Genomic DNA, 13274 nt, shown 5'->3' on the forward strand with positions numbered 1-13274 from the left:
GACGCACCGGGCCGCCGGGTCAGGTCAGCTTCTTCTTGGCCGCCTTGGCCTTGCCTTTCACGGTGCCTTTGGCGTCCTGGAGCGGGGCGTAGGTGCTGTAGAGCGCGGGGTCGGGTTTCGGAGCCGTGCCCGGGCCGCCGAGTGGTTCCGGTTCCATCAGGTACTCGATGTCCGCGTCCGTGGTCCAAGCCGTGCCCTTGGCGCCGTCGGGGCCGTCGGAAAGGTGCCAGATCGTGTGGTTGTGGGTCTGGTCTTCTTCGTCGAGGAGGGCGTTCGGCACGATTTCCTCTTCGAGGCCGTCGGCCTTCAGCTCTTCGATCGCGGCCAGCCACTGCTTCTGGTGGACGGTGTCGCGGGCGAGGTTGAACTGCAGCATCGCCTTGACCCCGGGGTCGTCGGTCATGCCGTAGAGCCGGGCGGTCTGCAGCCGGCCCTGGGCTTCGGCCGCGACGTTCGCGCGGAAGTCGGCGAGCAGGTTGCCCGAGGCGACGATGTAGCGGCCGTTCCAGGGGTAGCCGTTGCTGTCCGCCGGAAGCGCACCACCGCCGGCGACGATGGCCTGCTGGACGTCCATGCCGCCGAGCGTGGCGGCCATGACCGGGTCCTTGACGGCTTCGGCGGTCATCGTTGCGGGAGCGCCTTCGAGCAGGCGGGCGACCATGGTGGCGAGCATTTCGACGTGCCCGATCTCCTCGGTGGCGGTGTCCATGAGGAGGTCCTTGTATTTGCCTTCGATGCGGCAGTTCCAGCCCTGGAACAGGTACTGCATCGTCACGCTCATCTCGCCGAACGCGCCGCCGATGAGTTCTTGCAGTTTGTGGGCGTAGACGGCGTCGGGCTTTTCGGGCTTGGCTTCGAACTGCAGCAGCTTGGTGTGACGGAACACGCGAGGAATCCTTTGCTTCGGCGCCGATGGTTCCCGGGGCGGAACCGGTGGCCGGAAGCTGCGAATTCCCGGCCGCCCGGGCGATAATCACGAAAGCCGTGATTTCCCACATGATTCGTCGGGGAGCGGTCCTCACCGAGCCGCTTCGCCGAACCCGCGGGCCTCCTCCTCGGCCGCCGCCAGTTCGCTCGCCGCGGCCACCGCGTCCCCCGCTCCGCCGCGCCGGACCAACGCTTCGGCGTGGCGGCGGCGGGAGAACACCACCGCCGGCCAGTGGGCCAGAGCCAGGTTGTGCTGGACCGCCGCCCGCAGGTGGGCGACCGCGCGGTCCAGGTCGCCGGTCGTCAGGGCCGCCGTGCCGAGGGGGTAGTGGATCGAGCCGAAGCACGCGATGGCCAGGCTCGCCATCGCCGGCAGGTGGCCGAACGGCCGCAGCAGCTCGGAAACCCGCGTCGCCGTCTCGACGTCCTCCAGCAGGTATGCGGTTTCCGAGGCGCCGCACAGGGAAATCAGCCACGTGCTCGACCGCGGCAGCGCGCCCAGGTCGCCGCCGCACAGGCGGGCCAGGGCGCCCGCGGCCGTCCGGCGGTCGCCCGACGAAGCCGCCGCCACCGCCAGCGCCGCGTAGTACGAGTTGTCGATCGGGCTGAGCGTGGGGGAGTGCATCAGCCCGTCCAGCACCGGCACCAGCTCGCCGAGCCGGCCCTGGAACCACCGGATCGCCACCAGCTGCGCGCCGTACCAGCCGAGTGCGTCCAGGTCGCCGGCCGCCTGGCCGAGCTCCGCGCAGGCCTGCGCACCCTGCTCGGCCTCGCGGAACCGGCCCGCGCGGATGGCGAGCATGACCTTGACCGCGTCGGCGACGAACCCCGCGGCCAGGTGCTTGCGCGCCGCGAGGAGGTCGTCGAGCTCGCCGAGCCGCCGCTGGGCGTGCGGGTCGCCGGCGAGGAACAGGTCGACGGTGTCCCACAGCACGCCCATGACGAGGTCGGTGCGCCGCCCGGACCGCCCGCTCACCCCGACCAGCTCGGTGGCCAGCGCGTGCCGCCGGGCCGTGTGGTCGGGGCCGAGCAGGCAGTGGTGGGCCAGGCTCAGCGCCTCGGCGTGCGCGATCGGGTCGCCCGCTTTCCGGGTTTCTTCGGCCACGGCCAGGATCCGGTCGTGCCGCACGGCCTGGTAGTCCTCCTCGCCCGCGAGCCGCGTCCGCAGCCGGCGGGCGAGCGCCGACGCCGGGTCGACCTCCGCCAGCGCGTGCCGCAGGCGGGTCAGCAGCAGCTCCGACGCGGCGGCCGTCCGGTGTTCGTGCACCCACACCCCGCCCAGGCCGAGTGCCGCGCGGGCGAGTGCGTCCCCGTCCCCGGCCTGCTCGGCCCGGCGGTAGGCGGTCTCGAAGTGCTCGCGGCTGGTCCGCAGGTCGCCGTCCTCCAGCAGGGCGTGCTCGCCGGCGGCCAGCGCGTCGTCCGGGACGGTCACCACGGCGCCGGACCGGGCCGGGAGCAGCCCCGGGTCGTGGGCGAGCACCTGCCGGTGGACCTGGGCCAGCACCGGCGACGGCTCCACGCCGGACGCGGTGATCAGCCCGTGCCGAGCCCGGCGGAACGCCTCCAGCGCGTCGCCCTGGCGCCCGGCGCGGTAGAGCGCCGTCATCAGCTGTCCCCACAGCCGTTCGTGGCCGGGGAAGGCGGCGGTGAGCGACTCCAGCTCGGCGATCAGGCCGGTGTCCTCGCCGGTGGCCAGATCCGCGTCGATCCGGTCCTGGACGGCGTTGTGGCGCAGCCGGTCCAGCCGCATCCCCTCGGCCTGCAGGGTTTCCACCCCGGCGAACTCCTCGTACGCGGTCCCACGCCACAGCGCCAAAGCGGCGGCCAGGTGTTCGCGCGCGGTGCCGGGTTCGCCGGCGGCGAGCGCCCGGCGTCCTTCCGCGGCGAGCTGTTCGAACCGCGCCGCGTCGAGGGCCTCCGGCCCGACGCGCAGCACGTACCCCGGCGGGCGGGTCAGGATCAGGTGGGGACCCAGGGAGCCGCGCAGGCGTGACAGGTACGTCCGCACGGTCCGGTCCGCGTGCGCGGGCGGCCGCTCGCCCCACAGCGCGCGGCCGAGCGCGGCGACGCTCACGACGCGGCCCGCCTCCGCCGTGAGCACGGCGAGCAGGGTCCGCAGGCGCGGCCCGCCGACGTCCCGCGGTGCACCGCCGATCCGGACCTCGAACGGTCCCAGCACTCCGAGGTCCACTCCGCCGGTGGTGTTCCCGACCATCCCCGCCCCTCCGCCGCGGACGCGTCCGCGCTCAGGCGTACAGGAGCGGAGTGGGCGATGCGAGATACGTCGACCGGGTGAAAGGCGGACGATTCGTCGCCGGGCGCCTACGTGATCGGCACCGTCGCGACGCAGGACACCGCCCCGCTGTCGAACGTCGTCGACGCCGTGGCGCGCGCGGTGGCCGGGATCGCGAGCCCCGCCGGCAGCGACGTGGTGCCGTTGCTCGCCGGGCCGACCCGGGTGTAGACCGTGTGCGTGCCCAGCCCGTCCTGGTAGGAGATCTTCAGCGACTGGGTGCCCACGTCGCCGATGTACGGACCCGACGTGGTGTACGAGCCGAGCGGGTGGTGGAAGCCGCCGGAGGTGTCGTACCGCAGGGTGAACGTCCCGCTGAACGCCCCCGCACGGCAGATGCTCGTGACCTGCTTGATGGTCTGCGCCTGGGCCGGGACGGCGAGCGCCGCCGTGGCCAGCATCGCGACCAGCCCGGCTCGCACCACTGTCTTCATCTGATCCTCGCTCTCGGTCGCCGCCATCTTGCCGGAAGCCGCTTCCGTCCCGCTTCCCCTTTATCCGGCGGTGCGGACGAGCAGGACCGGGCACGCCGCGTGGTGCAGCAGCGCCTGGCCGGTGGAGCCGAGCAGCAGCCCGGGGAAGCCGCCGCGGCCGCGGTCGCCGAGGACGACCAGCTGGGCGGCCCCGCTGCGCTCGATCAGCTCCCGCCGGGGGTGGGCGTGGACGACGACCTGGTCGACCGCGACGTCGCCGAGGTCGTGGTCGCCGATCCGTTCGCCGAGCAGCCGGCGCCCGGCGTCGGTGACGCACCGCGGGTCCTGCCGCGGCGGCGGGACGTCGGTCCAGGCGTGCAGCACCACCAACGGTGCGCGGCGGACGCGGGCTTCGGCGAGCGCCGCCGCGAGCACGCGAGAACCGGCTTCGCTGCCGTCGATGCCGGTGACGACCGGGCGGTCTCCCGCGCCGGGCTCGTCCCAGCTGTCCCCGCGGACGACGACGGTGTCGCAGCGCGCGTGCGTCCCGACCGCCGCGGCCACCGAGCCCGCGAGGAGGCTGGTCAGCCTGCCGTGCCCGGCGGAGCCGACGACGAGCAGGGCGGCCGCCCGGGAAGCACCGATCAGCGCCTGGGCGGCGCGGTCGGGGTCGAGCCGGGTCGTCGCGCCGGGAACGCCTTGCGCGGCGGCCAGTTCCCGCGCGATCCGCAGCGCTCGCCGGCCGCGGGCGCGCAGCGCGTCGACCATCTCCTCGGGCGGCGGCACGACCCCGCCCGCGAGCAGGGCCGGGACGTCGAGGGCGTGCACGATCTCCAGGGGCGCGTCCCGCAGGCCGGCGGTCCGCGCGGCCCAGCGGACGGCGTCCAGGGACTCGGCCGACCCGTCCACCCCGGTGACGATCGGCGGCGCGGCTGCAGCGGTCATCCGCCGACTCTATGCCCGCCCGGCGGGCACCCACCCCTATTTGAACGTGTTCAACTCTTTCGGTACCGTGGTCTTCGGGCGGGCCGATGAGGGGGCTTCATGAAGATCGTGATACCGGGTGGCACCGGGCACCTGGGCCGGGTGCTGAGCCGGAAGCTGGTCGACCGCGGGGACGAGGTCGTCGTGCTCACCCGGCGGGACGCGCCGCCGGAACCGGGGGTGCGCCACGTCCGCTGGGACGGGCGCGCGGCGGGGCCGTGGACGGCGGAGATCGACGGCGGCGACGTCGTGCTCAACCTGGCCGGCCGGTCGGTGAACTGCCGCTACACCCAGGCGAACCTGCGGGAGATGTGGAACTCGCGGATCGACTCGGCGCGGGTCGTCGGCGGCGCGATCGAGCGCGCCGCGCGGCCGCCGCGGGTCTGGCTGCAGATGAGCACGGCGACGATCTACGCGCACCGGTACGACGCCCCGAACGACGAAACGACCGGCGTGCTCGGCGGCGGCGAGCCCGGGGTGCCCGCGTACTGGGCCTACAGCGTCGACCTCGCCCGCGCGTGGGAGCGCGAGCAGGAGGTGGCGGCCACCCCGCGCACCCGCAAGGTGGCGCTGCGGACGGCGATGGTGATGAGCCCGGAGCCCGGCGGCGCGTTCGCGATGCTGCTGCGGCTCGCCCGGCTGGGCCTGGGCGGCCCGGTCGCGGGCGGCGCGCAGTACCTGTCGTGGATCCACGAGGACGACCTGGTCCGCGCGATCGACTTCCTCGTCGCGCGGGACGACGTGCGCGGGCCGGTCAACCTGGCGGCCCCGGAACCCCTGCCGTCACGGGACTTCCTGCGCGCCCTGCGCACGGCGGCGGGCGTCCCGTTCGGGCTGCCGGCGACGCGGTGGATGGCGGAGATCGGGGCGTTCGTGCTGCGGTCGGACACGGAGCTGCTGCTGAAGAGCCGCCGCGTGGTGCCGGGCCGGCTGCTCGACGCGGGGTTCGCCTTCGACCACCCGTCCTGGCCCGCCGCGGCGGCGGACCTGCTCGATCGTCCACTGAGGACGGTCAGCTGAGGTCGCTGTTGTCCCGCAGCCTTCTCAGCATCAGCGCCAGGTGCAGCCGGAACCGGCCCGCGGGGGAGTCGACCTCGAAACCCAGCACGGCTTCGGCGCGGGACAGGCGGGCGGGCATCGTGCTGTGGTGGCGGTGCAGGACCGCCGCGGCCTTGCGGGCCGAGCCGGTCGCGCACAGGGCGTCGAGGGCGGCCAGCGTGTCGTCGCCGTGGGCTTCGGCCGCCAGCCGGTCGAGTGCGCGCACGTCGGGCAGCTCGGCCAGATCCGGCGCGGCGAGCTTGCCCGCGAGCGTGGCGAGGCTGCCGAGCCGGTCCCACCACACCACCGGCTCGGTGCCCGAGGTGAAGCGCAGCGCCGTCCGGGCCGCGGCCCAGGAGCGGGCCGCGTCGATGGCCGGCAGCTCCGGGCCGATCCCCGCCCGGCCGCCGTCCGGAACCGGGCCGGCCACGGCGTCCGCGAGGATCGCGCGCACCCCGCCCAGCTGCGCCGAACGCCCGGCGAGCCCGTCGACGCCGGTGCCGGCCAGCACGCGCAGCCGGGCCGCCGGCGAGATCCCCAGCAGGTGCAGGGCCCGCGACCGCTCGGCCGTCCCGGCGTCCTCGGACAGCACCAGCTCGACCAGCGCGGGGTCGCCCAGCTCGGGCCGGGGCACGCCACTCTGCTCGAGCAGGATCGCGGTGGCGATCGCGAACCGTTCGAGGAGCATGTCGTCGAGCGGGAGCGGCGGGCCGGCGCGGGCCACCCACACCTCGACGCCGCCCTCGAGCCGGCGGACGGCCGCGCCCGCGAGAGCCGTCCCCGGGGTGACGACGTCCTCGCCCGGGTCCGCGCGCAGCGACAGCCCTTGGCCGGGCGCGTGCACGCCGACGCGGCAGCCGGCGAGCTCGGCCGTGCTGCGCACCAGCGCGTCCAGGCCGGCGCGCCCGGTGATCAGGCGGTCGAAGAACCCGATCACCCGCACGGCGTTCTCGGCGTCGGCGTCGAGCCCGGACAGCCGCAGCAGCAGCCCCTTCATGCCGCCACGATAGGCGCGCCCGCCGCCGGATGGCGAGCTCCGGCCCGGCAACGCCCGCCGCGTGGCGGTGGCCGGAAGAGCCCCGGGCGGCCGAAGATCAGGTCATGACCTACGCGATCGATCCCGAGCTGCTGCCCTGGCTGGACATGCTCCCGGCCGTGACCCTGACCGACTACGAGGCACTGGTCGCCGCGCGCTCCTCGATGGGGCAGCTGGGCGAGGTCCTGCCGGCCTACGAGCCGGTGAACCCGGTCGACGTCCGCGACACGGCCGTGCCGGGGCCGTCGGACGCGCCGGACGTCCCGGTGCGCGTCTACTCCCCGGCGAACCGCACCGGCGCGGTGCCCGGCCTGCTCTACATCCACGGCGGCGGGTTCGTCCTCGGCGACCTCGACATGTTCCACGCGTCGCTGCTGCGGCTGGTCGACGAGCTCGGCATCGTGATCGTGTCGGTGGACTACCGGCTGGCGCCCGAGCACCCGTTCCCGGCGCCGGTCGAGGACTGCTACGCGGCCCTGCAGTGGGTCGAGGCCAAGGCGGCCGAGCTGGGCATCGACCCGGCCCGGCTCGCGGTGGGCGGCGAAAGCGCGGGCGGCGGCCTCTCGGCGGCGGTGGCGCTGCTGGCCCGCGACCGCGGCGGCCCGGCGCTGTGCTTCCAGTACCTCGGCATCCCGGAGCTGGACGACCGCCTGGACACGCCGTCGATGCGCGCCTACACCGACACGCCGCTGTGGAACCAGCCGAACGCGGTGTACAGCTGGACCAGCTACCTCGGCACGGAACCCGGCGGCGACGACGTTTCGCCGTACGCAGCACCTTCCCGGGCGACGGACCTGGCCGGCCTGCCGCCGGCGTTCGTCACGACGTGCCAGTTCGACCCGCTGCGGGACGAAGGAATCCAGTACGCGCAACGTCTCGCGCACGCGGGCGTGGCGACCGAGCTGCGTCACTACCCGGGCACGTTCCACGGCTCGTCGATGGTCGAGACGGCGGCGATCTCCCGCCGGATGTTCGCCGACGAGGTCGACGCGCTGCGCCGCGGGCTGCGGCTGAGCTGACTCAGGGCCCCGAGACGGCGCGCCGCTGAGTGCGGCGCGCCGTCCCACCCCCGGTCAGGGCACGACGTCGGTGACCGTGTCCTTGACGACCTGCCACCGGCCGTGGTCGCGCACCAGGGTCAGGCTGATCGTGTAGTGCCGGTCGATGCCGTGGGACGGCTCGAGGTAGTGCGCGTCGAGGATCGCGAAACCCATCTGGCAGTTCTCGACGACGGTGTGCACCACCGTCCACGGCATCGAGTACTCGTACGGCACCTTGAACTGCTCCAGCACCGGGTTCACGTTCGCGTCGTAGCCGAGGTAGAGGTTGCCCCGGCGGCCCACCGTGACCATGTCGCGGTGGATGATCGCGCGGTAGCGGGCGGCGTCGCGCTTGTTGTAGCTGTCCATGTCCTCCCACACCGCGTGGTCGAACGCCCGCCGGCAGTCTTGCCCACCCTGCCCGCCCGCTTCCCCGGCCGAAGCCGTGACCGGGACGGCGACCGCCGCCGCGGCCAGTGCCGTCCCCAACGCCGCGTAAGCCCACCTGCGCATCTGGTTTCCCTTCTTCGTGGTCCGGCCGGAAGGCTGCCGGGACGGCGCATCACAGCTGCATCACTTCCGCACCGGCGCCGCCCGGGGGGCCGTTAGCCTCGCTCGCGGGGTGAGCCATGGAGTTCCGCGTCCTGGGTCCGGTGCGAGTGCTCGTCGACGGCCGGCCGATCGGCCCGTCCGGGCCGCGGCAGGAACGCATCCTGGCGGCGCTGCTGCTCGGCGCCGGCCGGGTGGTGCCGGTGGCGCGCCTGGTCGACGTCGTCTGGGACGGCGAGCCGCCGGCGACGGCGGTGCGGCAGGTCCGCAACCTCACCACCGCCCTGCGCCGCACGCTCGTCGCGGCCGGCGCCACCCCCGGTGTCCTCACCGCCGACGGGCCCGGGTTCACGCTGCGGCCGGGCGCGTCCGACCTCGGCGCGTTCGAGGAGCACGCGGCGCGCGGCGAGTACCGGGAGGCCCTGGCGTGCTGGCGGGGTCCGGCGCTGGCCGGGGTGGACAGCGCCGCGCTGCGCCCGGACGCCGAGCGTCTGGCGGAGCGGCGGCTGGCCGTGCTTGAGCGGTGCCTGGCCGCCGAGATCGACGACGGCCCCGACGGTGACGCCGTCGCGGAGCTGACCGCGCTGGTCGCCGAGCACCCGCTGCGCGAAGGCCTGGTCGGGCTGCTCATGCGGGCGCTGCACCGGGCGGGGCGGCGGGCCGACGCGCTCACCGCCTACCAGCGCGCGAAGCGGCGGCTGGCCGAGGACCTCGGGGTCTCGCCGGGCGCGTCGCTGCGCACCCTCTACGAGCAGCTCCTGCACGAGGAGCCCGGCCGCTGCTTCCTGCCCTACGACGTCCCGGACTTCACCGGCCGCGCGACGGAGGTCGCCCGCGCGCTCGAGGCGTTGCGGGCCGGGCAGCCGGTGGTGGTCGACGGGATGGCCGGGGTCGGGAAGACGGCGTTCGCGGTCCGCGTCGCGCACCGGGCCGCCGGGGAGTTCCCGGACGGGCAGCTGTTCGTGGACCTGCACGGCCACACCCCGGCGCGGGACCCGCTCCCGCCCGAAGCCGCGCTCGTGGCCCTGCTGCTGCAGACCGGCGTCCCGGCGAGCCGCCAGCCGGACGGGCTCGACGAACGCGCCGCGCTCTGGCGTTCCCGTGTCGCCGGGCGCCGCCTGCTGGTCGTCCTCGACAACGCCGCGGACGCCGCGCAGGTCGTGCCGTTGCTGCCCGGCGACCGCGGCGTCGGGGTCCTGGTGACCGGACGGCGGCGGGTCGCCGAGGTCGACGGCGCGGTCGCGCTGTGCCTGGACGTGCTGCCGCCGCCCGAGGCCGAGGCGCTGTTCACCGCCGCGGCGGGCGGCCGGTCCGGCGCCGGGATCGCCCGGCTGTGCGGGTATCTGCCGCTGGCGCTGCGGATCGCCGCCGCCCGGCTCCAAGCACGTCCACTGTGGACGGTGGACGACCTGGCGGCGCGCCTCGGCTCCGAACGACGACGGCTGGGGGAGCTGCGCGCGGGCGGCCGGGACGTCGCGGCGGCGTTCGCCCTGTCCTACCGGGACCTCACGCCGCCGCAACGGCGGATGTTCCGGGTGCTGGGGTGCCACCCGGGCGGCGACTTCGCGGTCCCCGCGGCGGCCGCGCTGTACGGCACCGGCGTCGCCGAGGCCGAGCGGCTGCTGGAGGACCTGCTCGACGTCCACCTGCTCCGGCAGCCGGCCCCGGACCGCTACGGGTTCCACGATCTGCTCGCCGAACACGCGCGGGAAGTAGCAGAACCCGGTGAGGCCGCGGCGGCACTGGACCGGCTGCTGGACCACTACCGCGACGGCGAGTTCTCGTTCGCCGCCGAACGCGCCAACCTCGTCGCCGTCACCGCGCTCGGCGGCCGTGACGACCACGCCTGGCGCATCGCCGACCGCGCGGTGGCCGCCCTGCGCGAACAGGGGCACCGCGACGAGCTGACGGCGCTGGCCCGCGCCGGGGTCCGGGCCGCCGACCGGCTGGGCGACCCGCACGCGCGGCAGCTGAGCCTGGCGAACCTCACGATCGCGCACTGGGAAACCGGACGGCTCGCCGAGGCGGCGGCCACCACCGAGGAGCGGTTGCGCCTGGTCCGCGGGTCCGGCGACCGCGCGGCCGAAGCCGCGGCCCTCGCCCGGCTGGGCGCGGTGCACGGCATGCTCGGCCGCTACCCCGACGCGGTCCGGCTGTACCGGCAGGCATTGGTGCTGGCCCGCGAGACGGGCAGCCACGCCGTCGCCGGCCTGGTCTGGGCCAACCTCAGCAACGCCCAGGAGGTACTCGGGTCGTTCGAGGAGGCGTGGGTGTCGGCGTCGCGCGCCCGGGCGATCCGCGACGAGCTCGGTGACGGGGACGGCGCGATCCTGGCCGCGGCCCAGCAGGCCCTGGTGCTCGCCCGGCTCGACCGGCCCGCCGAAGCCCTCGACGTGGCGGAGCAGGCGGTGCGCGACGCGGTCGAGCGGGGCTATGCGTTCGGCGAGGCGTGGAGCCGCATCGACTGCGCGGAGGTGCTGCTGGTGACCGCGTGCCCGGAGCGGGCGCACGAGCACGCCGAGCGGGCGTGCACGATCCTGGCGCGGCTCAACCACCCGCTGCTGCTGGCCATGGCTACGAACAGCCTCGGCGCGGCGGCCCAGGCGCTCGGCGACCCGGCGGCGGCACTGGCGTCGCATACCACGGCCCTGACGACGTCGCGCCGCATCGGCTACCGCGCGCAGGAGGCGCGGGCACTGTTCGGCCTCGGGTCGGCGCACGCGGCGCTGGAGGAGCACACCGAGGCCCGGCGGCTGCTGCGGGCGGGCCAGGCACTGCACGACGAAATGGGTCTGCCACGGCTGGTCGTGAGTGGGAAACAGGGTTAGAACACTGTTTCTCACTCACGACGGGTAGGAAGGGAGCATGACCACTTCCGTCGGGTTGCTGCACCCCGGAGCCATGGGCGCCGCCGTCGGCGCGGTGCTCACCGCCCGGGGGACCCCGGTTCACTGGCTCCCCGCCGGTCGCGGGCCGGCGACGCGCCGCCGTGCCGAAGACGCCGGGCTCACCGAAGCCGGCGACCTCGCCGGCTGCGACGTGATCGTCAGCGTCTGCCCGCCCGCGGCCGCGCTCGACGTCGCCAGGTCGGTGGCCGGCTTCGAAGGCGTCTACCTCGACGCCAACGCCATCAGTCCCCGGCACGCCACCGAAATCACGCGGATCCTGGACAAGGCGACCGTCGTCGACGGCGGGATCGTCGGCCCGCCACCGCGGACGGCCGGGACCACCCGGCTCTACCTGTCCGGGCCCGCGGCCGCCGTCACGCGGCTGGAAGGTCTGTTCGCCGGCACCCGTCTCGAGCCCGTCGCGCTGGACGGTCCCGTCGGCAAGGCCTCGGCCCTCAAGCTGGCCTTCGCCTCCTACAACAAGCTCACCTTCGCGCTGGCCGCGCAGTCCCACGCCCTCGCGGAGCGCCACGGCGTCGGCGGCGAGCTGCGGGAGCTCGCCGCCGAGGTCCTGCCGCACACCCCGCTGGGCGCGCCCGCCGGGATCACCTCCGCCGGGCAGCGCGCTTGGCGGTGGGAAGGCGAAATGGCCGAGATCGCCGAAGCGAGCGCCGACGCCGGGCTCTCACCGGCCCTCGTGGCGGCCGCCGGAGCGCTGTTCGCCCGCTGGCGCGACCACCGCGACGACGACGGCGTCGCCCTCGACGACCTCCTTCAGGCGCTGGTCACCCCGCCGGGGTGACGTCGATGAGCACCTTCCCGGTCGCGCCTTCCTCGGACGCGATGTGGGCCTTCGCGGTGTCTTCGAGCGGGAAGCGGTGGACCGGCACGCCGCGGTCCTCGCCGAGCCGCAGCGCGCCGTCGGCGAAGGCCGCCGTGACGTCCTCGGCGCCGGCGCGGAGCTTGTCCGCCCCCACCGTGTAGAGCACCAGGAACTGGTACCGGGTGTTGAGCCACAGGTTCGCCCCGAAGTCGAGGCTGACCGTCCCGGTGCCGCGGTCGTCGCCGTAGATCGCGACCGTGCCGCGCGGGCGCAGGACCTCGGTGTGCAGCCTGGAGTTGACCCCGGCCGCGACCTCGACGACGAGGTCGACGCCGTCCGGGGCGACCTCGCGGATCCGGGTCGCGAGGTCCGGGTCGGGGTAGCGCAGCACGTGCTGGGCGCCGGCCGCGCGGGCGAGCGCGGCCTTCTCGTCGCTGCTGACGGTCGCGACGATCGTCGCCCCGGCCCAGCGGCCGAGCTGGATCGTGGCGTTGCCGACCGCGCCGGCGCCGCCGCTGACCAGCACCGTCCGGCCGGCGAGCGAGCCGGGAGCGAGCCGGGCGGGCCCGTCCTCGGCGACGGTCAGCGCCCGGTGCGCGGTCAGCCCCGGGACGCCGAACCCGGCGCCCTCGTCGAAGCCGGTGCCGTCGGGCAGGGGGACGACCTGCGCCGCCGGGAGCACGGTGTACTCCTGCGCGGTGCCCGCCGCCGGGCCGTGGGTGCCCGCGAGGATCAGCCACACGCGGTCGCCGGGAGCGAGCCCGGTGACGTCCGGGCCGACCGCGTCGACGACGCCGGCGCCGTCCTGGTTGGGCACCGTGTCGGGCGTTTCGGTCCCGGCTTCCGCGCCGCGGCCGAGCCGGGCCTTCCAGTCGGTGGGGTTGACCGCGGACACGACGATCCGGACGCGCACCTCGCCGGGACCCGGGTCCGCGACGGCCCGCTCCGACACCGACAGCACCTCGGGTCCGCCGTGGCGGCGGTAGACGACTGCTTTCATGCCGGGTGCAATCGCACGCCACCCGGGGTTATTCCCCGCGTCCGGAAATGAATCCGCGGTGCTTTTCCGCGTCGGCGGCCGGAAAAGGCGCGCCACGCGGGTGATCCCCCGGCCGGGCGATTTTCGGTGCTGCCCGAGCGAAAACGACCGCCGTCGCAGAAACTGGGCGCGTGGGAGAGGAAAAGCGCGGCCCGGGGGACGAACGGCCGAAGCGCGACGACGGAGAACCGACACCGATCTTCGACGCGGTGTTCAGTGCCACGCGCGCACGGGCCACTACGAA

General features: G+C 75.1%; 11 protein-coding genes. 4 read left to right on the plus strand and 7 right to left on the minus strand.

Features of this window, described 5'->3' with window-relative positions; all coding sequences use genetic code 11:
* Window positions 1-19 precede the first annotated feature (19 nt).
* From ACZ7OU_RS30400 to ACZ7OU_RS30415, 4 genes are all read right to left on the minus strand, one after another.
* Window positions 20-886: a manganese catalase gene (locus tag ACZ7OU_RS30400; RefSeq protein WP_470243858.1), complete on the minus strand. Its 867-nt coding sequence runs from the start codon at window positions 884-886 to the stop codon at window positions 20-22.
* 132 nt (window positions 887-1018) lie between these two features.
* On the minus strand, window positions 1019-3142 hold the full coding sequence (locus ACZ7OU_RS30405; protein WP_470257829.1) for an AfsR/SARP family transcriptional regulator: 2124 nt from the start codon (window positions 3140-3142) through the stop codon (window positions 1019-1021).
* Between the two features lie 107 nt (window positions 3143-3249).
* The gene (locus tag ACZ7OU_RS30410) at window positions 3250-3654 is read right to left on the minus strand and encodes a hypothetical protein (RefSeq protein ID WP_470257830.1); all 405 of its coding nucleotides are present in this window, start codon (window positions 3652-3654) and stop codon (window positions 3250-3252) included.
* Between the two features lie 60 nt (window positions 3655-3714).
* On the minus strand, window positions 3715-4578 hold the full coding sequence (locus ACZ7OU_RS30415) for a universal stress protein (protein ID WP_470257831.1): 864 nt from the start codon (window positions 4576-4578) through the stop codon (window positions 3715-3717).
* A gap of 99 nt (window positions 4579-4677) precedes the next feature.
* Between ACZ7OU_RS30415 and ACZ7OU_RS30420 the strand changes: the two genes are divergently transcribed.
* The gene (locus ACZ7OU_RS30420) at window positions 4678-5637 is read left to right on the plus strand and encodes a TIGR01777 family oxidoreductase (RefSeq protein WP_470257832.1); all 960 of its coding nucleotides are present in this window, start codon (window positions 4678-4680) and stop codon (window positions 5635-5637) included.
* Here ACZ7OU_RS30420 and ACZ7OU_RS30425 read toward each other — a convergent pair.
* Window positions 5630-6652, minus strand: a complete 1023-nt coding sequence (locus ACZ7OU_RS30425) for a helix-turn-helix domain-containing protein (RefSeq protein ID WP_470257833.1) — start codon at window positions 6650-6652, stop codon at window positions 5630-5632. The genes ACZ7OU_RS30420 and ACZ7OU_RS30425 overlap by 8 nt on opposite strands.
* 104 nt (window positions 6653-6756) lie before the next feature.
* On the opposite strand from ACZ7OU_RS30425, the gene ACZ7OU_RS30430 reads away from it, so the two are divergent.
* Window positions 6757-7710, plus strand: a complete 954-nt coding sequence (locus ACZ7OU_RS30430) for an alpha/beta hydrolase (protein ID WP_470257834.1) — start codon at window positions 6757-6759, stop codon at window positions 7708-7710.
* A gap of 54 nt (window positions 7711-7764) precedes the next feature.
* Here the strand turns inward: ACZ7OU_RS30430 and ACZ7OU_RS30435 are convergent, their stop codons facing one another.
* Entirely contained in the window at window positions 7765-8244 is a 480-nt protein-coding gene (locus tag ACZ7OU_RS30435; protein ID WP_470257835.1) for a hypothetical protein, read from the minus strand.
* Between the two features lie 116 nt (window positions 8245-8360).
* Here ACZ7OU_RS30435 and ACZ7OU_RS30440 point away from each other — a divergent pair, with 116 nt between their 5' ends.
* Window positions 8361-11108 (plus strand): AfsR/SARP family transcriptional regulator, encoded by a 2748-nt coding sequence (locus ACZ7OU_RS30440; protein ID WP_470257836.1) that lies wholly within the window; start codon window positions 8361-8363, stop codon window positions 11106-11108.
* 37 nt (window positions 11109-11145) lie between these two features.
* Window positions 11146-11970 carry an NAD(P)-dependent oxidoreductase gene (locus ACZ7OU_RS30445; RefSeq protein WP_470257837.1) on the plus strand — a complete coding sequence of 275 codons (825 nt, stop codon included), beginning with the start codon at window positions 11146-11148 and terminating at the stop codon, window positions 11968-11970.
* Here the strand turns inward: ACZ7OU_RS30445 and ACZ7OU_RS30450 are convergent.
* Complete coding sequence (locus ACZ7OU_RS30450; protein WP_470257838.1) at window positions 11954-12991, minus strand: NADPH:quinone reductase; 1038 nt, start codon at window positions 12989-12991, stop codon at window positions 11954-11956. The two genes, ACZ7OU_RS30445 and ACZ7OU_RS30450, sit on opposite strands and share 17 nt — an antisense overlap.
* Between the last annotated feature and the right edge of the window lie 283 nt (window positions 12992-13274).

The organism is Amycolatopsis sp. NPDC114505, from assembly GCF_055633615.1.

What these genes read in the sequence shown, in the direction of transcription:
- ACZ7OU_RS30405 (WP_470257829.1), bottom strand. Translation starts at nt 3,142, where the DNA reads ATGGTCGGGAACACCACCGGCGGAGTGGACCTCGGAGTGCTGGGACCG.
- ACZ7OU_RS30410 (WP_470257830.1), bottom strand. Translation starts at nt 3,654, where the DNA reads ATGAAGACAGTGGTGCGAGCCGGGCTGGTCGCGATGCTGGCCACGGCG.
- ACZ7OU_RS30415 (WP_470257831.1), bottom strand. Translation starts at nt 4,578, where the DNA reads ATGACCGCTGCAGCCGCGCCGCCGATCGTCACCGGGGTGGACGGGTCG.
- ACZ7OU_RS30420 (WP_470257832.1), top strand. Translation starts at nt 4,678, where the DNA reads ATGAAGATCGTGATACCGGGTGGCACCGGGCACCTGGGCCGGGTGCTG.
- ACZ7OU_RS30425 (WP_470257833.1), bottom strand. Translation starts at nt 6,652, where the DNA reads ATGAAGGGGCTGCTGCTGCGGCTGTCCGGGCTCGACGCCGACGCCGAG.
- ACZ7OU_RS30430 (WP_470257834.1), top strand. Translation starts at nt 6,757, where the DNA reads ATGACCTACGCGATCGATCCCGAGCTGCTGCCCTGGCTGGACATGCTC.
- ACZ7OU_RS30435 (WP_470257835.1), bottom strand. Translation starts at nt 8,244, where the DNA reads ATGCGCAGGTGGGCTTACGCGGCGTTGGGGACGGCACTGGCCGCGGCG.
- ACZ7OU_RS30440 (WP_470257836.1), top strand. Translation starts at nt 8,361, where the DNA reads ATGGAGTTCCGCGTCCTGGGTCCGGTGCGAGTGCTCGTCGACGGCCGG.
- ACZ7OU_RS30445 (WP_470257837.1), top strand. Translation starts at nt 11,146, where the DNA reads ATGACCACTTCCGTCGGGTTGCTGCACCCCGGAGCCATGGGCGCCGCC.
- ACZ7OU_RS30450 (WP_470257838.1), bottom strand. Translation starts at nt 12,991, where the DNA reads ATGAAAGCAGTCGTCTACCGCCGCCACGGCGGACCCGAGGTGCTGTCG.